The sequence below is a fragment of the Nocardioides sp. genome, from assembly GCF_031397825.1.
GTDB lineage: Bacteria > Actinomycetota > Actinomycetes > Propionibacteriales > Nocardioidaceae > Nocardioides.
This window is the reverse complement of the sequence record NZ_JANNML010000234.1, coordinates 1-20,677: the sequence shown is the minus strand read 5'-3', so window position 1 is coordinate 20,677 and position 20,677 is coordinate 1. Positions and strand designations below refer to the sequence as shown.

The following is a 20,677-nucleotide window of genomic DNA, read 5'->3' as shown; positions in this document are numbered from 1 at the left end:
TCTGCGACGTCGAGTTCACGATCGAGGAGAACACCCTGTGGATGCTCCAGACCCGCGTGGGGAAGCGCACTCCAGAAGCCGCGTTCCGGATCGCCGCGACCATGCTCGGCGAGGGCCTCATCGATGCCGACGAGGCGCTCCTGCGCGTCTCAGGAGCCCAGCTGGCCCAGCTGCTCTTCCCGCGTTTCGACCCCGCTGCGGACCGGGTCCTCGTCGCGAAGGGCATGAACGCCTCGCCCGGTGCGGCCGTGGGTCGCGTCGTCCTGGACTCCGACACCGCTGTGGCCTGGGCGGCCAGCGGTGAACGCGTGGTGCTCGTGCGGTCGGAGACCACGCCCGACGACCTGCGCGGCATGGTCGCTGCGTCCGGGATCCTGACCAGTCGGGGCGGCAAGACCTCCCACGCGGCCGTCGTGGCGCGCGGGATGGGTCGCACCTGCGTGTGCGGTGCCGAGTCCGTCAGGGTCGACCACGAGCAGCGGGTGCTTCATCTTGGGGACGGTCGCACCATCGCCGAGGGCGACACGATCTCGCTCGACGGCACGACCGGCGAGGTGTTCGTCGGGGACGTGCCGGTGGTCGACTCGACCCTGGTCCGTCACCTGGAGGGCGAGGACGTCGACGACGACCTCGTCGGGGCCGTGAGCCTCCTGCTCGCGCACGCGGACGACGTACGACGCCTCGAGGTGCACGCCAACGCGGACACCCCCGCGGACGCGGCCCGGGCACGTCGCTTCGGCGCCGAGGGGGTCGGCCTGTGCCGCACGGAGCACATGTTCCTCGGCGAGCGCCGCATCCTCGTGGAGGACCTCATCCTGGCCGATGACGACGCCGCCAGGACCGCCGCGCTCGACCGGCTCTTCCCGCTCCAGCGTGCGGACTTCGTGGGCGTCCTGGAGGCGATGGACGGATTGCCGGTGACGATCCGGCTGATCGACCCGCCGCTCCACGAGTTCCTCCCCGACCTGACCGATCTGTCGGTCAGCGTCGCGCTCGAGGACCTGCAGGGACCGGAGGTCGAGCGCCACCACCGGCTGCTGGCCGCCGTGCGCCGGCTCCACGAGCAGAACCCGATGCTCGGCCTGCGCGGGGTGAGGCTCGGCATCGTCATCCCCGGGCTGGTCGCGATGCAGGTGCGCGCGATCCTCGAGGCAGCCGCTGACCTGATCGAGGCCGGTCGTGACCCTCGGCCCGAGATCATGGTGCCGCTGGTGGCCAGCGAGAGGGAGCTGATCCTGGTCCGCGCCACGATCGAGGCCGTCGCCACCGAGGTCCAGCTGGTGCGAGGTCTCGCGATCCCCCACACCATCGGCACCATGATCGAGCTGCCACGCGCCGCCGTGACCGCCGACAAGATCGCCACGGCTGCCGAGTTCTTCTCCTTCGGCACCAACGACCTCACCCAGATGACCTGGGGCTTCTCCCGCGACGACGTCGAGGCCGCGTTCTTCTCCACCTACCTCGAGCAGCGGATCTTCGAGGCCTCGCCCTTCGAGACCCTCGACATCGAGGGCGTCGGGGGACTCGTGCGCACCGCCGTCCGTCTGGGACGGAGCGCCCGACCCGACCTCGGGCTCGGCGTCTGCGGGGAGCACGGGGGCGACCCGGCGTCGATCCACTTCTTCGACGAGGTCGGCCTCGACTACGTCTCCTGCTCGCCGTTCCGGGTGCCGGTCGCCCGGTTGGAGGCCGGCCGCTCGGCACTCGCCGCACGCCGACGGGGAGTCTTCGCGCCCGACTCGTGAGACGGACGGGAAGTTCCCGCGCCCCTCGCGGGTTGGCCAGGAGTCCGGCGCCGACGCCGGACGCGGTCGGGTGCGTCCCGTCCGCCAACGAAGACGAGAGGCATCACGTGACCGACAACGACCTTGCCGCCCAGGCCACCGAGCTGCTCCGCCTGCACCAGGCCCCCGAGCTGCTGACCGTGGTCAACGTGTGGGACACCATCACCGCGACCGTCGTCACTGACATCCCGGGGACCAAGGCGCTGGCCACCGCCAGCCACTCGATCGCCGCGTCGCGTGGCTACGAGGACGGCGAGAACATCCCGGTCGACGAGATGATCGCCGAGGTCGCCCGCATCGCGAGGGCGACGTCGCTGCCGCTGTCCGCCGACCTCGAGGGCGGCTACGGAGACGCCCCCGAGACCATCCGCAAGGCGATCGGCGTCGGCGTCGTCGGCGCCAACCTCGAGGACCAGATGAAGCCGCTGGCCGAGGCCGCCGCCCAGGTCGAGGCCGTGATGAAGGCCGCTGCCGACGCCGGTGTGCCCGACTTCGTGCTCAACGCCCGCACCGACGCCTTCGTCAAGGCCGGCGACCGCGACCCGGCCGAGGTGCTCGCCGACGCCATCGAGCGTGGCAAGGCCTACCTCGACGCCGGCGCTCCCGTGATCTTCGTGCCCGGGCGTCTCAGCGAGCAGCAGGTGACCGCGCTCGTCGACGCCCTCGGCCCGCAGCGGCTGACCCTCATCGGCATCCCCGGCATCCCGTCCCTGGCCCGTCTCCAGAAGCTCGGCGTGGCGCGCGTGTCCTACGGCCCGATGTCGCAGAACGTCGCGCTGACCGCACTCGCCAAGCTCGTCGAGTCGGTCCACGACGGCGGCGGTGTCCCCGAGGACATGCGCATCCTCAACTGATCCGTCCGGTGCCGTCCGGCGCCATCCGCTGCACCCAGGGGCGGCCCTCGGCTCGATCAGCCGAGGGTCGTCCCGACCCATTCCGGGTCGCTGGCGGCCTCGCCCTGGACGTCGCCGCCGGCCTCCGTTGCCTGCGTCTGCCCGGCGAGCGAGCGCCTGATCGCCTCGTCGATCCCGAGGAACGTGTGCCCCGCCGCGAGATCGGTGCTGACGTCGTCCTCGCGGCAGACCATGTCGTGCGACAGGCTCTTGACCAGCGCGCGCACGGTGGTCCGCGGGACCCCTGAGACGAGGGCCACCGCCTCGCCCACCAGGCTGGTCGGGGCGATCGGGACCAGCAGCTGGACACGCTCGAGCCCGGCGACGTCCGCGAAGCGGTCGAGCAGCTCGCGGTAGGTCAGCACCTCCTCGCCCCCCACGTCGTAGGGACGGTTGCGCGGCTCCCCCTCGAGGGAGCGCACCAGCAGGTGCACCACGTCCTCGACGGCCACCGGCTGGATGTCGCGCTGCATCCACACCGGCACCGGGGTGACCGGCAGCCGCTCGCTGACCCTGCGCATCAGCTCGAACGACGTCGAGCCGGCACCGATGACCATCGCAGCCCGGAGCACCGTCGTCGGGACCTCGGAGTCGAGGAGGACCTGCTCCACCTCCTGGCGCGAGCGCAGGTGGTCCGAGAGACGCCCGGGAGGGACCAGCCCGGAGAGGTAGACGATGCGCCCCACGCCGGCGTACTCGCACGCGGCGGCGACGTAGTGGGCGGCCTCCCGGTCCCGCTTGAGGAACTCCCCCGCGCCCATGGAGTGCACCAGGTAGAACACGGCGTCGAGGTCACGCACGCCCAGGTGGACCGACACGGTGTCCTCGACGTCGAAGAAGCGGCGCTCGACCTGGTCCGCCCAGGCGAAGCGGTCGATCGCGTCGAGGTCCCGCGCGCCGACGACCACGTCGTGACCGGCCGTCAGGAGGGCCGGCACCAGCCGCGACCCGACGTAGCCGGTCGCGCCCGTCACGAGCACCCGCATGTCCCCACCCCTCGTCCGTGTCCCGACGCAGCGACCCGCGTCCTCTCGGGCTCGACGGTAGCCAGCGCGACCTACTGCTCCATACTCGGGCGGTGGACTCTCCTGCCTTCCGCGTCGGCTTCGTCACCGGCGCCACCCCTGACAAGTGGGCCGGCACCTGGCGCGAGCGCCACCGGCGCCTGCCGCTCCAGCTGGTCCCCGTGACCCAGGACGAGCAGGAGGAGGGGCTGCGCAACGGCGACCTCGACGTCTGCCTGGTGCGGTTGCCGATCGACCGTGACGCACTGCACTGCATCCCGCTGTACGACGAGGTCCCCGTCGTCGTCGCCGGCCACGAGCACCTCGTCTCGGCCGCCGACGAGGTGAGCCTGGACGACCTCGACGACGAGCAGCTGGTGCTCCCCCACGCCTCCGGCTGGGTGCCGTCGGCCGATCAGCTCGAGTGGCCGCCGATGTCGGTCAAGGACGCCGTGGAGGTGGTGGCCTCCGGCACAGGGGTGCTCCTCGTGCCGATGTCCGTGGCCCGCCTGCACCAGCGCAAGGACGTCGTCTCGCGCCCCGTCGTCGACCTGCCGCCGACCAAGGTGGGCCTCGCGTGGCTCGTGGACAACGACGACGACCGGGTCCAGACCTTCATCGGCATCGTCCGCGGTCGCACGGAGCGCTCCTCGCGCTGATCACCTCGTCGTTCAGAGCATGAAGCCCGTGCGTCGGTAGCCGGCCGAAGGGAAGACGCTCGAGGAGTCGACCGAGGGGAAGCGAGCACGCACGATCTCTCCCAGCACGTGCCGGTAGTCGGTCGTGACGGCCAGGTCACCCTCGACCTGACGCCCCGGCGACAGCGTGGGCCACCTGGCGTAGTACCTCCCACCGCGGACCCCGGCCCCCAGGACCAGCACGGCGTTGCCGTAGCCGTGATCCACGCCACCAGAGCCGTTCTCGTCGAGCCGACGACCAAACTCGCTCACCGTGACCACCGTGACCCTGGAGGACTCTCGTCCGAGGTCCGCGAAGAACGCCGAGAGGGACCCGGAGAGGTCCGCGAGCCCGGAGGTCATGAGGCCCGTCACGTTCACGTGGTGGTCCCAGCCGCCCGAGTCCACCGCGATGGCACGGACGCCGAGACCGGACCTGATCAGGGCTGCAGCGTCGCGCAGCGAGGCGCCGAGGGGCGAGCCCGGGTAGACGGCGCCCTGGCGTGGCCCTTCCTGGGCCGCCTCGGTGTAGCGGCCACCGCGACGGGCCAGTGCCAGGGCCTGACGGCCGGCCTCCTGGACAGGTCGTCCTCCGGTGCCGTACATCTCGGTGAGCCCGCGCTTGACCGAGGTACCGAGCGCCGTGCCGGCGTAGGGCGTGGCTAGCGAGTTGGGGGTCGACAGCGCAAGACCGTCCTCGGGTCCGATCAGAGAGGTGGGCAGCACGTTGGACCCGACCGCGACGCCTTCGAAGAGCTCGTCCTGCCGCAGGGCGCCGATGAGGCGGTTCAACCAACCCACGCGGTCACGGCTCCCGGGATCGGCGTCCTCCAGCTCCTCCATCGCCTCGAAGTGGCTGCGGTTGGGTGCGGGCAGCCCGACGGCGTGGATGGCGGCGAAACCTCCGCTGCGCCACAGCGGGGAGAGCGGGGCGAGGGACGGATGGAGCCCGAAGGTCGCGTCACGATGCAGGAGCCGACCTACCGGCACCGCCGTGGAGGGGCGCGCGGCGTAGTAGGCGCTCTCGGCGTGGGGGACGACCATCGACAACCCGTCGACCCCACCACGTTGGGAGAGCACCACCAGCACGTTGCCGCGCGGCTCGGCCCCGAACACGCTGGCCGTCAGCACGTCACCCACCAAGGAGGTGGTGACGCCGGCGGCACCAGCGACACCCGCCCCCCTCAGGAGGGATCGTCGGGTGAGGTCGTAGTCGCGGCAACCGCAACCGTCGGCTGTGCCTGAGGTCATCGCTCGAGTCCTGACGGAGAGTTGAGGACGGTGCCACGCAAGAGGCGGTAGTCGACCTCGGGCACGGAATCGGGCCCCGCGTAGCGATGGGTTGCCGGCTTGCCGACCGCGGCGGCGACCGCTCGCACCACCACGGTCGAGGCGGGCCGTCCGACGAGCCGCTGGGACTGGTGGTCGACCAGCTCCGCGAGCGAGCGCGGCCACGCGGAGGGCAGCTGGGACGCCTTGCTCGCCACCGTCACCCCCTGGAGCAGGTCACCCTGCGTCCCCGAGAGGTCGAGGTGGTGCCGCCAGGAGCGGAGCACGCGGGACGCGGACAGGTAGTTGTCGGTGGTCTCGGGCCATCCGTCGGGGCGTGGCCAGCGCAGCGACACCTGCCCCATGTCCTCCGCGGCCCCGATGAGTCGGTAGAGGAAGGCGCCCGGCGTCAGCGCACCGGTGGGCGCCAGACCCATGACACGAGCCGTGTGGACCACGTCGTCGCTGGGGTTCCAGGCCTTGGCGTGCCTGGAGCGCTGGAACTCGGGGTGACGCACCAGGGCGTTGAGCGTGGCCCGGATGTCCGTGCCGCTTCGGAGGTAGGCACGAGCGACGCTGCGGACGATCGAGTCCGGCGGATCGTCGCTGACGAACCGCACACAGAGCCGGTGCGCGATCCGGTCGGCGGTAGCCGGGTGCCCCGCCAGGTAGCCGAGCATCCGTCCGAGTGCTGCGCGCCCGTCTGGATCCCGGTTGGGATCCGTGAAGCCGAGGACCCGCACGGTGCCGGTGTCGTGCCGGGCCGGCACGTAGCGTGCCTCGAAGCTGGTGAGCACTTCGACCTGGAAGCCCGTGAGCATGCGGGAGGCATGACGCACGTCTCGCTCCGAGTAGCGTCGGCCCACCGTGTGCAGCTCGAGGAGCTCGCGGCCGAGGTTCTCGTTGATCGCGCCCTTGCGGTTGAGGTCGTTGGTCAGGAAGCCCGCCATGGACGGATGGACCACCGCTGCCTTGAGCAGGTCTCGGTAGGTGCCGAGGGCGTGGCGACGCAGGACCTGCTCGTCGTAGTCGACACGCCAGGCGTAGGACCGGCTCTCGCTCGCGGGCACGTAGAGGAGGTTGCCCCAGAAGTCCACCATCGTCTCGTGCACCTGGTGCCGGCTGAGGATGCGGCGAGCGAAGGTCTGGGCGATGAGCTCCTGGCCGACGACCCAGCTGCTGCGCACTCCCCTGCTCGCCAGCAGCGCGGTCAGGGCGGGCGGGTTGCGCAGCAGCGGGAACCACGACGGGACGAGCCCTGCACGCAACGACTGCGGGTCAGTGCGCGCCAGCTGGGCCCGCCACCATCCCTCTCGCCCGCCATGCGTCCGGACATCGGCCACGAGGGCGGGGTCCACGCCGTAGCTGAACCGGTCGGCGAGGTGCTGCGTCGCCTCGGGGAGCGCGTCGGGGAAGCGCACGTTCACCTCTCACGATGGTGAGGCGCACGGCCGTGCCAGGCCGAACGCTGGTCGAACTGACGGGGCTTCCCTCCCCCGGTGAGGAGACTAGCGGGATCGGGCGCTTGCGTCAGTCACCGTGCGCCACACTGAGCCTCACCAGGACGTGGCGAGCGGACGACCTTCGTGGAAGCCGGCCGCCGACTGGACACCGACCACGGCGCGGTCGTGCAGCTCGGCCAGCGTCGTCGCGCCGGCGTACGTCGCTGCGGAGCGGACTCCCGAGCAGATCTGGTCGATGAGGTCCTCGACGCCGGGCCGGTCCCGGTCGAGGTACATCCGCGAGGACGAGATGCCCTCCTCGTAGAGCCCCTTGCGCGCCCGGTCGTAGGCCGACTCGGTCGACGTGCGGTGGGCGACCGCGCGCGCCGAGGCCATCCCGAAGGAGACCTTGTAGGAGCGGCCCTGCGAGTCGGTCAGGAGGTCACCGGGCGACTCGTGGGTGCCGGCGAACCACGACCCGACCATCACCGACGAGGCGCCGGCGGCGAGGGCGAGCGCGACGTCGCGGGGGTGGCGCACGCCCCCGTCGGCCCAGACGTGCTTGCCGAGGTCCCGGGCAGCGGCCGCGCACTCGAGGACCGCGGAGAACTGGGGTCGACCGACCCCGGTCATCATCCGGGTGGTGCACATCGCGCCGGGGCCGACGCCCACCTTGACGATGTCGGCACCGGCCTCGACCAGCGCCCGTGTGCCCTCGGCGGAGACCACGTTGCCGGCGACGACGGGCACGCCCGGGTCCAGGGAGCGCACGGCACGCAGCGCGTCGACCATGCGGTCCTGGTGGCCGTGGGCGGTGTCCACGACGAGGCAGTCCGCCCCGGCGGCCAGGAGGTCCGCGGCCTTCTGCGCGACGTCGCCGTTGACGCCCACGGCGGCCGCGACCCGGAGCCCGCCGGACGCGTCCACGGCCGGCGTGTAGAGAGTGGCCCGCAGGGCGCCGGTGCGCGTGAGCACCCCGGCCAGCGTGCCGTCGGCGTGGACCGCCACGGCCAGCGACGACCGGGACTGGTCGATCGCGTCGAAGGCGTCGCGCGGGTCGGTGTCGGCCGCGATCAGGACCGGGCGGGGGTTCATGACCTGCTCGACCTGGGCGAAGCGGTCGACGTCGGCGCAGTCGGACTCCGAGATGACGCCCACCGGGCGTCCCTGGTCGACCACGACGGCCGCCCGGTGCGAGCGCTTCGGGATCAGGGACAGCGCCTCGGCCACGGTCTGGTGGCGGCTCAGCTCGATCGGGGTGTCGAAGACCAGGTGACGGCTCTTGACGTCGGCGATGACCTGGGCGACCACGGGGATCGGGATGTCCTGCGGGATCACCACGAGCCCACCTCGGCGCGCGACCGTCTCGGCCATCCGCTTGCCCGCGATCGCGGTCATGTTGGCGACCACCAGCGGCAGGGTCGCGCCGGTGCCGTCGACTGTCGCGAGGTCCACGTCGTAACGGCTCGCGATCGCGCTGTGGCGCGGGACCATGAAGACGTCGTCGTAGGTCAGGTCGTGGTCGGGGGTCTGGTCGTGGAGGAAACGCACGGGCCGACCCTATGCCGGGTCAGTCCCCGCCCAGCTCCCGCTCGAAGAAGGCCGCGGTCTCGCGCGCGCTCGGGGAGCCGGCGTCGAGGTCGGCACCTGCCGCCCGCAGCGCTGCCACGACCCCGTCCTCGCCCTTGAAGAACGCCCCGGCCAGGGGCGACTGGCCCCGGTCGTTGAGCCGGTCGACGTCGGCCCCCAGCGCCACCAGGGCCCGCACCACCTCGACGTGGCCGTGGTAGGCACCGAGCATCAGCAGCGTGTTGCCGGACGCGTCGGTCAGGTCCACCGGCACGCCTGCCTCGACGTAGGCGACGAGCCGCTCGTTCTCCCCCTGGCGGGCGAGGTCGAGCATCTGGTGCGCGAGGTCGACGAGCTCCGGGTCCACCCCGCCATCATGGCAAGGTGTTCTCTAGGGTTGCCCGATGACCACCCGCACCAGGACCGCCGTGGGCACGGCACCGGGCCGTGTGAACCTGATCGGCGAGCACACCGACTACAACGCGGGCCTGTGCCTGCCGCTGGCGCTCTCCTACGCCACGACGGTCCGGGCGAGCGTCCGCGACGACCGGGGGGTCAGCGTGCGCAGCGCACAGCAGGGCGAGCCCTGGACCGGGACCCTCGACGGCGTCGGGCCCGGGCAGGTCGAGGGATGGGCGTCGTACGCCGTCGGCGTGCTGTGGGCGCTCCAGGAGTCGGGCTGGGAGGTCCCCGGCGTCGACCTCGTCGTGGACAGCACCGTCCCGATGGGCGCCGGGTTGTCGAGCTCGGCGGCGCTGGAGTGCGCGGTCGCAGCCGCGGTCGCCGGACTGCTGGGTCACGACCTCACGCCGGACCTGCGGCGCAGGCTGGTCGAGGTGTGCCGGCGCGCCGAGAGCGAGGTCGCCGGCGCTCCCACGGGTGGGCTCGACCAGACCGTCTCGCTGCTCGCCAGCGCCGGGTCGGCGCTGCTCATCGACTTCCTCGACGGCTCCACCCGCGACGTGCCGCTCGGCTGGGACGAGGCCGGGCTGCGCCTCCTGGTCGTCGACACCCGGGTCTCGCACGCGCTGGTCGACGGTGGCTACGCCGCCCGACGCGCCGACTGCGAGGCAGCCGCGGCGGCCCTGGGGCTGGAGTCGCTGCGCGAGGCAACGCTCGAGGACCTCGACCGCCTCGAGCACCACCGCGAGCGCGCCCGTGCCCGTCACGTGGTGAGCGAGAACGCCCGGGTCGAGGCCGCGGTCGAGGCGCTCGCCGACCACGACTGGACCCGTCTCGGGTCGCTGATGAACGCCTCGCACGTCTCGCTGCGTGACGACTTCGAGGTGTCGTGCGACGAGCTCGACCTGGTCGTCGGCACGGCCCTCCAGGCGGGCGCCCTCGGTGCGCGCATGACCGGAGGAGGCTTCGGTGGCTCCGCGGTCGTCCTCGTGCCGACCCAACGCGCGGACGCGGTCGTCCGGGCCATCGACCTCGCGTTCGTGGCGGTCGGGCTCAGGCCCGTGCAACACCTCGATGCCGTGCCCAGCGGTCCCGCCCAGGTCGTGCAGCAGTGACCCGCCCCGACCCGTTCGTCACGGCCCGCGCGGTCGTCGCCATGCACGTGCCAGGCGCCCGCCAGGCGTGGCTCGCCGGCTCGGTCGTCGACGATCGCGCGACCTCCACCTCCGACCTCGACGTCACGGTGCTGCTCGACGACGGACAGCCCCACCGGACATCGCTCACCCACGAGGGCTGGCCCGTCGAGCTGTTCGTCCACACCGAGGCGTCGATCCGCTGGTTCGTCGCGAAGGACCTCGCCCGACGACGCCCGACGATGGCCCGCCTGGTGGCGAGCGGGGTGCCGCTGCTGGACGGCGACGCCGGCGCCGCGCTCCGGGACGAGTGCGCAGCAGTCGTCTCGGCCGGTCCCCCGGCCCTCACCGGCGACGCCCTCGCACTGGCCCGCTACGCGCTGACCGACCTGCTCGACGACCTCGCCGGAGGCGGGCAGCCCTTCGAGGTCTCAGCCGTCGCCGCGGAGGCCTGGCGGAGCACGGCCGAGCTGCTCCTGGCGTCGCAGGGCCGTTGGGGCGGCACCGGCACGTGGCTGGCGCGCGAGGTCTCGTCGTACGACGAGTCCTGCGGCACCTCCTTCGGCCCCCGGCTGCACGACTCCCTCGGGGCCGCGCTGGCCGGCGATCCCGCACCGCTGGTGAGCGTGGCCGACGACGTGCTCGCCCTGGTCGGGGGGCGGCTCTGGTCGGGTTTCCGTCTCGACGCACCGGCAGACGCCGCCCCTGGCGCCGGACGGGCGTAACGGGTGGGGCAGACGACGCACGACCTCGACCTGGGGACGGACCGGGTCACCAAGACCTTCCACCTGCGCCACGGCGACGAGGCCGACCGCGAGTGGGACGCGCTGGTGCTGCTCCAGCGCCACGCGCCAGGCCTGGCCCCGGTGCCGCTCGAGCAGCGTCATCACGAGGGCCGGCCCGAGGTGGTGATGTCGCGGGTGCCCGGTGAGCCGCTGGGGTCGGTTCCGCTCGGGGATGCGCAGCTCGACGCCCTGGCAGGGGTGCTGCATCGGCTGCACGCCGCGGTGCCGACCGACGAGCTCGCCCGGCTGCCGCTGCGCCGCGCGGACCAGGCCGGCTTCGTCGCCGAGATGCGGGTCTGGGTGGTCGAGGAGCACGCCACCGTGTCCGCGGTCGTGGAGCAGGCCCTGGCAGCGGCGCTGGCCTGGCTCAGCGGGCCCGAGGCCGGCGCCCTCGCCCAGGGTCCGGTGGACCGGGTGTTCACCCACGGCGACGGAAACATCGCCAACCTGCTGTGGGACGGCGCCACCTGCCGTGTGGTCGACTTCGAGGACGCCGGGGTGAGCGACCCGGCCTACGAGGTGGCCGACCTGCTCGAGCACGTGTCGGTCTGGCTGCGCGGCATCGTGCGGCCCGAGGACCTGCTGGAGCGCCTCGGCTTGAGCGACGCGCAGAGCCGCCGCGTGCTGTCCGCGCGCCGCCTCTTCGCGACGTTCTGGTTGCTGATGCTGCTGCCGGGCGGCCCCGCCGACGCGCGCAACCCACCCGGCAGCCTCGAGCGTCAGGCGCTGCGGGTGCTCGACCTGCTCAGGTCGACGTGATGCCGATGCGGCCCTCCCGGAAGGAGGCCACGAAGGACGCGTGGTCGTCACGCACCTGGGTCGCGTAGGACATCCCGAAGTCGGTCACCCACCGCACGAACTCCCGCCGGCGACCCTGCACGCTCGCCGCGATCGCCTCCTCGACCTGGAAGTCGACGAGGTCCTGGTCGCTGTCCTCGTCGGATGCGCAGTGGATCTTGGCGGTCGCCCGGCCGAGCAGGTCCACCACCTTGGCGATCTCGTCGGGCTCGATCAGGTTGGACCAGTCGAGGTCGACCTCGTAGGGCGAGACCTCCGCGACGACGTACCCCACCCCACCCAGCTCGGTGTAGCCCAGCATCGGGTCCGTGTGCACCTGCAGCGCCCGCTGGCTGACCACCGTGCGGTGGCCCTCGTGGTCGAAGTAGCGCTCCACCTCCGCGGAGTCGATGAACCGGCTCACGGCCGGCACGTTGGCCTGCTTCATCGAGAGCACCACGTCGTTGTCGAGCGCCTGGCTGTAGCCCTCGACCAGCACGTTGTAGGCCGGCAACCCCGCGCTGCCGATGCCGAAGCCGGACTTGCCCACCACGTCCCGCAGCTCGTAGAAGAGGTCCCGGTCGGAGCGCCGCCGCTCCGGGATCGTCTCGAGGTAGGCCTCGAACGCCTTGACCACCTGGGCGCGCTCGCGCTGGCCGAGCCGGCGTACGCCGCCGCCCTCGGCGAACATGCGGACCCCGTCGACCTCGATGGTGTTGTCCTCCAGCAGGTCGGAGCGACGCTGGTGGCGCGCCATCAGCAGCGCTTGGTGGATCGGACCCTCGGTGTTGGCCAGGTTGAGGGCGAAGTCGTCCTCCTCGCTCTCGACGTACTCGTCGACCTGCGAGAGGTAGGAGCGCACGTAGCGCCCGATCAGCTTCTCCACGTCCTCCTCCGGCAGCGCCTTCTGCCAGCCCACGAGCGCCAGCGAGGCGGCGAAGCGCTGGAGGTCCCACACGAAGCGCCCCAGGTAGGCCTCGTCGAAGTCGTTGATGTCGAAGACCAGGCGGCCGTCGGAGTTGAGGTAGGTGCCGAAGTTCTCGACGTGCAGGTCGCCGTGCACCCAGATCCGGCCGCTGCGCTCGTCGCTGTAGGGGTCGTCCTGCTCGGTCACGTCGGCGTAGAAGAGGCAGGCGCTGCCGCGGTAGAACGCGTGGGGGTCAGCGGCCATCTTGCGGAACTTGACGCGGAAGGCAGCGGGGTCGGCCTCCATCAGTGGCGCGAAGGCGTCGGTGAGGACGGAGACGATCTGGTCGGCACGGTCGTCGGAGGCGGTCGGGGGGGCACTCATGGTCACGACCCTGCCACGCCCGGCGAGGCCGGCGCCGTCAGACCCACCGCGTCGAGCTCCAGGCGGGCCAGCGCGGCCACGACGAGGTCGTCGCCTCGTCGCAGCGCGCCGACGGGGTCGTCGCTGACCCGCGCCAGCCGGCTCAGGGGCTGGTGGGTGATGGCGCGCAGCGCGAAGACCTCGAGGTCAGCCGGCCCGTCGATCAGCCGCTGCCCGGCGGATGCCTCGCGGATCCAGCGCACCCGCCCCACGACGTAGCGGGGACCGACGTACAGGATCGGCAGGAGAGCGACGGTGAAGCCGAGCCAGAACGCTGCCTTCTCCGCCGCTCGCGCCTCGGAGTCGCCCGCCTCGGCCATGGCGGCCGAGGCCTCGGAGGCTTTGTCGAAGGGAGTGGCGACACCGTCACCCACGACCGGCACGTCGTCGAGGACTCCCCCGGCGTCCGACAGCGAGTCGGACAGGTCGGTCGCCGAGGCGGAGATCCGCACGCCCGGCTCGGCCAGGGTCTCGACCCCGTCGTTGACGACCGTGCCGACCCAGATCCAGGCGATCACCCACGACACGAGCACGACGTCGAGGGCCAGCTGCAGGAAGAACCGGGCAGGTTGGTCGGCGTAGAGCTTCATCGGACCATCGCACCATCCGGCCCGCGTCGCGTCGACCGCCCCGAGAGGTGAGGCGGGCGCGGCTGAGGACGGGTACTCAGATCAGCCCGGGCCTCCGGACGGGTCCCCCTGTCGCGGATCGTGGGCAGGCTGGGGCCATGAGCACTCCGACCCCCTCCAAGAACACCAACGCCTTCTTCGCCCAGGCCGCCATCTCCTTCGGTGTCGCACTCCTGACCATGGTCGTGGCGGTCCTCTACCTGCCGGTCGATCCCTGGATCCGCGCCTTCCTCGGCCTCGGCACGATGTACCTCACGACCTCCGCCTTCACCCTCGCCAAGTGCGTGCGTGACTCCCAGGAGAACCAGTACGTCGTGTCCCGCCTCGACCAGGCCCGCGTCGACAAGATCCTGGCCGAGCACGACCCCTTCCGCGCTGTGTCCTGATCGTCTGTCTCGTCCCCCCTTTGCTCCTCCCCGTTGCTCCTCCAGGGCGGGCGCGCCGTCTCCCGATGGCGCGCCCGCCCTCGTCACGCGTCGGGTGCTGCTTCAATCGACGCAGCACCGGTCGCGTTCGGCCGGTCGCCCACGACGAGGGAGCATCCCGTGGCAGCACGACCCACCGACCGCATCGTCTCCGTCGCAGCCGAGGTCCTGAGTCTCGGCCGCACCGCCGGCATCAAGGCCGCCCGCGCGGCCCAGCCGTTCGTCGCACGTGCCGTGGGCGCGGTGCGCACCCGCGTCGAGCCGCCGGTGTCGCCGCCGCCCACGCTCTCGCGGGACGCGCCAGCCCCGACCGCTCCCCCTGCCAACACCACGGCCGACACCACGGCCGAGACCACGCCCGACACCACGGCGGCCGTCCCCACGCCCCGGACGGTGGCCAAGAACATCTCGCCGCACCCGCCGGCTGCGCAGCCGGCGCCTGGCACCGGCACCGACTCCGGCGCCAGCGCCGCGAGGAAGAGGACCAGCGCCCCCGGAGCCAAGCTCCCGGTCCGCAAACCATCCCCTGGCCCGGAGGCCGGAGCCTGACATGAGCCGGCTGCCGGACCCCGCGCTCATCGTGCTCGTCGGCGCCTCGGGGGCCGGCAAGTCCCACTGGGCGCGCTCGCGCTACCGCGCCGAGGAGGTCGTCTCCTCCGACGTCCTGCGCGGGGTCGTCGGCAGCGGCCAGCACGACCTCGACGCGAGCGAGGACGCCTTCAGCCTGCTGGAGCAGGTCGTCGACGCCCGCCTCGGACGGGGCCTGACGACCGTGGTCGACACCCTGGGCCTCGACCCGGAGCGCAGACGCCGGTGGCGGGCCGTCGCCAGCGCAGCCGGGTTGCCGGCCGTGGTGGTGGTCCTGGACACCGCGGCGGCGGAGTGCCGTCGGCGCAATGCCGTGCGCGACCGCCCGGTCCCGGCACCCGCGCTCGCCTCCCAGCTCACACGGGTGTCCGGCGTGCGCAGCCTGCTCGACGTCGAGGGCTGGGACCTGGTGGAGGTGGTGGGTCCCGGCCCGGCGGCGGACCAGGGTCGTGTGCCGGAGACAGCGTCGGAGCGCAGCCGGCGGCACACGACCGAGGTGGGCCGCGAGTCGCGTCGGAGCTCCCAGGGGCTGCGGGTGGTGCTCCAGCTGTCCCGCTTCCCGTGGGGCGAGGACCCCGCTGCCTGGGTGCGAGACGTCGCGCTCGCGGCCGACGAGGTCGGGCTCGCCGGGATCGCGCTCATGGACCACCTGGTGCAGATCCCTCAGGTCGACCGGGCATGGGCACCGATCCCCGAGCCGTGGGTGACCCTGGGGCTGCTGGCCGGCCTCGACACCGGGCTGGACCTCGGCACCCTGGTCACCCCGGTGACCTTCCGTCCGGCCGGCGTCACCGCCAAGGCCGCCGCCACGTTGGATGCGCTCACCGGTGGTCGAGCCTTCGTCGGCATCGGTGCCGGCTGGTGGGAGCGCGAGCACCGGGCGTTCGGCGTGCCCTTCCCTCCTGCGGGCGCACGATTGGACGGCGTCGAGGACGCGATCGAGACCATGCGGGCGCTCTGGGCCACCGGCACGAAGCCCCACGACGGCGAGCGCGTCACGCTCCCGGAGACGACCTGCTACCCCCGACCGGTCTCGCCGATCCCGGTCATCGTCGGCGGTAGCGGCGAGCGCCGCACGCTGCGGATCGCCGCACGCCTGGCCGACGCGATCAACGTCCCGTCGGCCGTGGACGTGGTCACGCGCAAGACCGAGGTGCTCCGCGGTCACTGCGCCGCCGTCGGGCGCGATCCCGACGAGGTGGCCGTGACCGTCCTCGACCTGCCCGTGGTGGGCAGTGGCCGCGACGACACGTGGGCGCGGGTCGAGCGGCTGCGCGGACGGGCCAGCGCCGCGTCGTACGCCGCACGCACGCACGCCGGGACGGCCGCGGAGCACCGCGACCGCTACGGCGCCCTGGCGGCCCTCGGGGTGGACACCGTCTTCGTGGCCCTGGCCGATCTCGAGGGACCTGAGGACGTCGGCCGCTTGGCCGTCATGACAGCGTGAGGGTTGTCTCGTCGTGGCATGAGGGCGTCGCAGCCGGGTACTTGCCCGGAGATGCGGCACCGCTGCCGCTGCCCACCGACCACGAACCGAAGGAGCCCCCGTGGCCCGCAAGAACCCGCTCGGCAAGATCAAGGACACCGCGATCGGCACCGCCAAGCTGCCGTTCACCACGGCCGAGAAGGCCGTCTCCTCGGTCGTCGGCGGCGCCACGAGCGGCGTCGCCCTCGGCAAGGCTGCTGCCGGTCAGGTCGCGAGCAAGGCCGGCGACGCGGTGACGGGCCTGATCCCCGGGAAGAAGGCCAAGGCCAAGGCCTCGGCTCCGGCCTCCCCCGCGGCAGCTCCCGCGAAGGCCGCACCGGCAACCGCACCCACCGCCTCCGCTGCGCCGACGTCCCGCTCGGCCAAGCCCACGCCCGTGGCCGGCTCGGCCAAGACGGGCGGTGACCCGCTGAAGGCCTCGGGCAAGAAGCCGGACGCCGTCACGCCAGCGTCGGCAACGCCGGCAGCGCCGGCAGCGCCGGCAGCGCCGAAGACTCCCCCGGCCAAGGCGCCCGCGAAGAAGGCTGCGGCGAAGAAGTCCCCAGTCACGAAGGCTCCTGCGAAGAAGGCGCCTGCCCGGACCAAGCCCGCCTCCTCCGGGGCCGGGGAGCCGACCGCGGTCAACCCGGTCGAGGAGCTCGGTCTCGACCCGTCGCCGGTCGCCGAGACCAAGCCCGCGACCGACAAGGCCGTCACCAGCATCGACGCGGCCGCAGATGCCAGCGATGTCGACGTGACGCCGGCCGACATCGCCTCGTCGGTCGCGAAGGCCCCGGCCAAGAAGACCGCTCCGACGAAGGCGCCTGCCGCCAAGAAGGCCCCGGCTGCGAAGAAGACCGCGGCAGCGAAGAAGACCGCGGCCAGTGGTGCCGGCGACAAGCTCGCGCCCCGGACTGCGAGCGACGCGACCCCGGCCACTCCCGGCAGCGACCAGGCCTGACGGCTGCGTCGAGCACGACCCGCACGACAAGAGCGGCGGTGGGCCTGAGGCCCACCGCCGCTTTGTCGTCGTCTGCCACTTCCCCCGGATGTGGCGGCCGGTCGCTACTTCAGCTCGGCGCTCGAGAGCCCGAGGACCCGGCGAGCCACGATGAGCTGCTGGATCTGCTGGGTGCCCTCGAAGATGTCGAGGATCTTGGAGTCACGGCTCCACTTCTCGAGCAGCTCGGCCTCGCTGTAGCCGAGCGAGCCGGCCAGCTCGACGCAGCTGAGGGTGATGTCGGAACCGACCCGGCCGGCCTTCGCCTTGGCCATCGACGCCTCGAGCGAGTTGGGCTCGCGGTTGTCGGCCATCCACGCCGCCTGCAACGTGAGCAGGTAGGCGCCCTCCCAGTCGGCCTCCATCTGGAGGAACTTCGCGGCGGCGGCGGACTGCACGATCGCGGGGCGGTCGTAGTCGACGACGACGCCGGCCTGCTCGAGGAGCTCGCGGGTCAGGTCGAGCGAGGCGCGGGCGCACCCGATCGCCATCGCCGCGACCAGCGGGCGGGTGTTGTCGAAGGTCGCCATGGCGCCGGCGAAGCCCTGCTTGACGTCCACCTCGGGCGAGCCGAGGAGGTTCTCGGCCGGCACCCGGCAGTTCTCGAAGATGATCGTCGCGGTGTCGGAGGCGCGGATCCCGAGCTTGTGCTCGAGGCGGTCGACGCGCATGCCGGGCGTGCCCTTGGGCACGACGAACGACTTGATCGCCGCACGGCCCAGGTCGCGGTCGAGTGTCGCCCACACCACGATCGCGTCGGCCCGGTCACCGGAGGTGACGTAGATCTTCTCGCCGTTGATGACGTAGTGGTCGCCATCCAGGGTGGCCGTGGTCTTGATGTTGGCCGAGTCGGAGCCGACGCCGGGCTCGGTGATCGCCATGCCGGCCCAGACGCCGTCGAAGCGCTCGAGCTGCTCGGGGTTGGCGACCGACGCGATGGCGGAGTTGCCCAGACCCTGGCGAGGCATCGAGAGCAGCAGCCCCACGTCGCCCCAGCACATCTCGGCGATCGACATGACCGAGGCCAGGTTGGCGCCGTTCTTGACGGTCTTGTCGCCGTCGTTCTCCTCGCGGCGTACGCCGGCGGCACCGGCGCCCTCGGAGGCACCCGAGTCGGAGAGGCCGTCGATCATCGCGGCCAGCATGTCGAGCTCCTGGGGATACTCGTGCTCGGCCTGGTCGTACTTGCGCGAGATCGGGCGCAGCATGTTCATCGCGACCTGGTGGGCCTGGCCCACCAGCGGGCGGAACTTCTGGGGGTCATCGAGGTTGATCATCAGACGAGAACCGAGCCTTCCATGATGCCGATCGCGCGGAGGTCGCGGTACCAGCGTTCGACGGGGTGTTCCTTGACGAAGCCGTGGCCGCCGAGCAGCTGGACGCCGTCGAGGCCGATCTGCATGCCCTTGTCGGTGCAGATCTTGCGGGCCAGGGCGACCTCGCGGGTGAAGTCCTTGCCGGCGGCGGCGCGGGCGGCCGCCTTGTAGGTGACCAGGCGCATGGCCTGGAGCTCGATGGCGATGTTGGCGACCATGAACGCGACCGACTGGCGGTGCGCGATCGGCTCACCGAAGGCCTGACGCTCCTTGACGTAGGGCGTCACGTAGTCGAGGACGGCCTGGCCCGTGCCGATGGCCAGCGCGCACCAGGCCAGGCGCGAGAGGCGCACGCACTCGACGTACGTCGTGCCGTCGGTGGCGCCGAGGACGGCGTCGGCGGGGACGGTGACCTGGTCGAGGTGGAGCCGGGTGAGCGAGGCAGCGCGCACACCCATCGCGGGGTCGGCCTCCACGCTCAGGCCGGCGGCGGACGACTCCACCAGGAAGAGGACCGGCTCGCCCTCGAGCGAGGCGCCGACGACGAAGAGCTCGGCCTGGGCGCCGCGGGGCACGAGGGTCTTGACGCCGGAGAGGACGAAGCCCTCGCTCGTCCGGGTCGCGGTGGTCGTGGGGCTGAGGACGTCGAAGAGGACGGTGGCCTCGTTGAGCGCGAGCGCGGCGGCGGGCACATCGTCGCCGGTGAACGCCGGCAGGTAGGTCTGCTGCTGGGCGTCGGTGCCCCACAGGCCGAGCGCGGTCGCGACCGAGCCGGGGGCCAGCGTGGCCACGGCGAGGCCGAGGTCACCGCGGGAGAGAGCTTCGGCGACCAGGGTGCCGGCCATGGCCGAGCGTTCCTCGGAGATGCCGCCGAGAGCCTCGGGCACCCCGAGGATCGGCAGTCCGATCTCGAGGCTGGCCTTGAGCAGCGCCTCCGGGGCCTCGCAGGTCTCGTTGGCCTCGGTGGCCGCGGGACGCACGACCTCGTCGGCGAACTCGGTGACGACGTCGACCAGCATCTGCTGGTCCTCGGTCGGCGTGAGGTCGAAGACGTCCTTGGGCTGGGCGGCCGGGACGCGGACACCGCCGGCCCCCTTGCTGCCGGCCTTGGCGAAGGTCCGGCTCGCGGTCGTCATCGTCTTGAAGCCGTTGCGGGTGACGGTGAAGACCGCCTGCTCCGTGGGCTTGCGCAGGCGCAGGGTGTCGATCAGGTCGCTCTGCGCGAGCTTGTTGAGGCCGGCCACCAGGAAGCCGATCGGGTCGCGTGACTCGCTGCTGGGGACGCCGTGCTTGCCGCCAGGCTTGAGGCTGTTGATCAGGGACATGGAAATAATGTAACTCGGAGTTACACCTACCGCTACGGGGTGCGGGAGTGGCCCAGGTCACGTATCGCGGCGTCACGGGTCAGGGTGACGTCCTCCGCTTCGCTCTGCTCGGACTCTGGACCTAGGCTCTGCGCGTGTCCGACCAGCCTCCCCTCACGCCCCACGGCCCCCTCCCGACCGGAGGGACCGTCCGTCCGCTGACCCGCTGGGGCACCCCGGTGATGCACCGCCCGCAGCAGCGCGTCACGTCGTACGACGATGCGCTGGCGACCCTGGCGGCCGACATGGTCGCCACCATGTACGCCGCCGACGGGGTCGGCCTGGCGGCCTGCCAGATCGGGCAGGACGTCGCGATGTTCGTCTTCGACTGCCCCGACGAGTCGGGCCAGCGCACCGTCGGCATCGTCTGCAACCCGGTCCTCACGCTGCCCGAGGGCAAGGACCGCTTCCTCGACGACGACGAGGAGGGCTGCTTGTCGTTCCCGGGGGCGTTCGTGGAGTGCGCGCGACCGGACTGGGCCAGCGTCACCGGCACGGGCCTCGACGGCGCCCCCGTCACCTTCGCCGGCGACGGGCTGCTCGCCCGCTGTCTCCAGCACGAGACCGACCACACCCTCGGCACCGTCTTCGGCGACCGGCTGGGCACCAAGCAGCGCAAGAAGCTCCAGAAGGCCCACGACAAGGCGGCCGACGAGTATCCCGTCGGCTGGCCGGCCTGAGGGGTTGCGGTTTTGTACCCAACACCCCAAATTGAACCTGCCACCGTGCCGGTTGTGAACAAAACCCCAGTGACGAGCCGGAACCCACGGGACAAACCACCCCCACCCCCGCCCACCCCCCCCGGCCCGACAAACACCTACCCCC

At 72.2% G+C, this 20,677-nt stretch carries 20 protein-coding genes; 11 read left to right on the top strand and 9 right to left on the bottom strand.

Annotation, left to right across the window (positions count from 1 at the left end; genetic code table 11):
• A partial coding sequence (locus RMN98_RS19890) for a putative PEP-binding protein (protein ID WP_309650559.1) occupies positions 1–1,745 on the top strand: 1,745 nt, incomplete at its 5' end.
• A 107-nt stretch (positions 1,746–1,852) separates the two neighbouring features.
• The gene (locus RMN98_RS19885; RefSeq protein WP_309650558.1) at positions 1,853–2,638 is read left to right on the top strand and encodes an isocitrate lyase/phosphoenolpyruvate mutase family protein; all 786 of its coding nucleotides are present in this window, start codon (positions 1,853–1,855) and stop codon (positions 2,636–2,638) included.
• 56 nt (positions 2,639–2,694) lie between these two features.
• On the opposite strand, the gene RMN98_RS19880 is transcribed toward RMN98_RS19885, so the two are convergent.
• Entirely contained in the window at positions 2,695–3,663 is a 969-nt protein-coding gene (locus RMN98_RS19880; protein WP_309650557.1) for an NAD(P)H-binding protein, read from the bottom strand.
• Positions 3,664–3,755: 92 nt separating this feature from the next.
• On the opposite strand from RMN98_RS19880, the gene RMN98_RS19875 reads away from it, so the two are divergent.
• Complete coding sequence (locus tag RMN98_RS19875; protein WP_309650556.1) at positions 3,756–4,340, top strand: LysR family substrate-binding domain-containing protein; 585 nt, start codon at positions 3,756–3,758, stop codon at positions 4,338–4,340.
• 12 nt (positions 4,341–4,352) lie between these two features.
• Here RMN98_RS19875 and RMN98_RS19870 read toward each other — a convergent pair whose 3' ends face one another.
• From RMN98_RS19870 to RMN98_RS19855, 4 genes are all read right to left on the bottom strand, one after another.
• Positions 4,353–5,609, bottom strand: coding sequence for a DUF1501 domain-containing protein (locus RMN98_RS19870; protein WP_309650555.1), 1,257 nt, complete (start codon positions 5,607–5,609; stop codon positions 4,353–4,355).
• Positions 5,606–7,054 carry a DUF1800 domain-containing protein gene (locus RMN98_RS19865; protein WP_309650554.1) on the bottom strand — a complete coding sequence of 483 codons (1,449 nt, stop codon included), beginning with the start codon at positions 7,052–7,054 and terminating at the stop codon, positions 5,606–5,608. Before RMN98_RS19865 ends, RMN98_RS19870 begins: the two co-directional genes overlap by 4 nt.
• A gap of 129 nt (positions 7,055–7,183) precedes the next feature.
• The gene (locus tag RMN98_RS19860; RefSeq protein WP_309650553.1) at positions 7,184–8,620 is read right to left on the bottom strand and encodes a GuaB1 family IMP dehydrogenase-related protein; all 1,437 of its coding nucleotides are present in this window, start codon (positions 8,618–8,620) and stop codon (positions 7,184–7,186) included.
• A gap of 19 nt (positions 8,621–8,639) precedes the next feature.
• Entirely contained in the window at positions 8,640–9,005 is a 366-nt protein-coding gene (locus tag RMN98_RS19855) for an ankyrin repeat domain-containing protein (RefSeq protein ID WP_309650552.1), read from the bottom strand.
• Positions 9,006–9,042: 37 nt separating this feature from the next.
• Between RMN98_RS19855 and galK the strand changes: the two genes are divergently transcribed.
• Genes galK through RMN98_RS19840 form a run of 3 tightly spaced genes read left to right on the top strand, consistent with a single transcriptional unit; the run spans position 9,043 to position 11,717 of the window.
• Positions 9,043–10,155: a galactokinase gene (gene galK / locus RMN98_RS19850; RefSeq protein ID WP_309650551.1), complete on the top strand. Its 1,113-nt coding sequence runs from the start codon at positions 9,043–9,045 to the stop codon at positions 10,153–10,155.
• Positions 10,152–10,898, top strand: coding sequence for a nucleotidyltransferase domain-containing protein (locus tag RMN98_RS19845; protein ID WP_309650550.1), 747 nt, complete (start codon positions 10,152–10,154; stop codon positions 10,896–10,898). Before galK ends, RMN98_RS19845 begins: the two co-directional genes overlap by 4 nt.
• Before the next feature lie 3 nt (positions 10,899–10,901).
• The gene (locus tag RMN98_RS19840) at positions 10,902–11,717 is read left to right on the top strand and encodes an aminoglycoside phosphotransferase family protein (RefSeq protein WP_309650549.1); all 816 of its coding nucleotides are present in this window, start codon (positions 10,902–10,904) and stop codon (positions 11,715–11,717) included.
• Here the strand turns inward: RMN98_RS19840 and RMN98_RS19835 are convergent.
• Together RMN98_RS19835 and RMN98_RS19830 are read right to left on the bottom strand one after the other, a co-directional pair.
• Positions 11,704–13,026, bottom strand: a complete 1,323-nt coding sequence (locus tag RMN98_RS19835) for a DUF2252 domain-containing protein (protein WP_309650548.1) — start codon at positions 13,024–13,026, stop codon at positions 11,704–11,706. The genes RMN98_RS19840 and RMN98_RS19835 overlap by 14 nt on opposite strands.
• A 2-nt stretch (positions 13,027–13,028) precedes the next feature.
• Complete coding sequence (locus RMN98_RS19830) at positions 13,029–13,655, bottom strand: hypothetical protein (RefSeq protein WP_309650547.1); 627 nt, start codon at positions 13,653–13,655, stop codon at positions 13,029–13,031.
• Between the two features lie 137 nt (positions 13,656–13,792).
• Between RMN98_RS19830 and RMN98_RS19825 the strand changes: the two genes are divergently transcribed.
• From RMN98_RS19825 to RMN98_RS19810, 4 genes are all read left to right on the top strand, one after another.
• A complete protein-coding gene (locus RMN98_RS19825) occupies positions 13,793–14,080 on the top strand; it encodes a YiaA/YiaB family inner membrane protein (RefSeq protein WP_091114458.1) in 288 nt (95 codons plus the stop codon).
• 159 nt (positions 14,081–14,239) lie between these two features.
• Positions 14,240–14,668 carry a hypothetical protein gene (locus RMN98_RS19820; protein WP_309650546.1) on the top strand — a complete coding sequence of 143 codons (429 nt, stop codon included), beginning with the start codon at positions 14,240–14,242 and terminating at the stop codon, positions 14,666–14,668.
• Position 14,669: 1 nt separating this feature from the next.
• Positions 14,670–16,154, top strand: coding sequence for an LLM class flavin-dependent oxidoreductase (locus RMN98_RS19815; protein ID WP_309650545.1), 1,485 nt, complete (start codon positions 14,670–14,672; stop codon positions 16,152–16,154).
• 100 nt (positions 16,155–16,254) lie between these two features.
• Complete coding sequence (locus RMN98_RS19810) at positions 16,255–17,133, top strand: hypothetical protein (RefSeq protein ID WP_309650544.1); 879 nt, start codon at positions 16,255–16,257, stop codon at positions 17,131–17,133.
• Positions 17,134–17,237: 104 nt separating this feature from the next.
• Here the strand turns inward: RMN98_RS19810 and RMN98_RS19805 are convergent, their stop codons facing one another.
• On the bottom strand, positions 17,238–18,449 hold the full coding sequence (locus RMN98_RS19805) for an acyl-CoA dehydrogenase family protein (RefSeq protein WP_309650543.1): 1,212 nt from the start codon (positions 18,447–18,449) through the stop codon (positions 17,238–17,240).
• Positions 18,449–19,813 (bottom strand): acyl-CoA dehydrogenase family protein, encoded by a 1,365-nt coding sequence (locus RMN98_RS19800; protein WP_309650542.1) that lies wholly within the window; start codon positions 19,811–19,813, stop codon positions 18,449–18,451. Before RMN98_RS19800 ends, RMN98_RS19805 begins: the two co-directional genes overlap by 1 nt.
• A 134-nt stretch (positions 19,814–19,947) precedes the next feature.
• Here RMN98_RS19800 and def point away from each other — a divergent pair, with 134 nt between their 5' ends.
• Positions 19,948–20,532 (top strand): peptide deformylase, encoded by a 585-nt coding sequence (gene def / locus RMN98_RS19795; protein WP_309650541.1) that lies wholly within the window; start codon positions 19,948–19,950, stop codon positions 20,530–20,532.
• Positions 20,533–20,677: the final 145 nt, after the last annotated feature.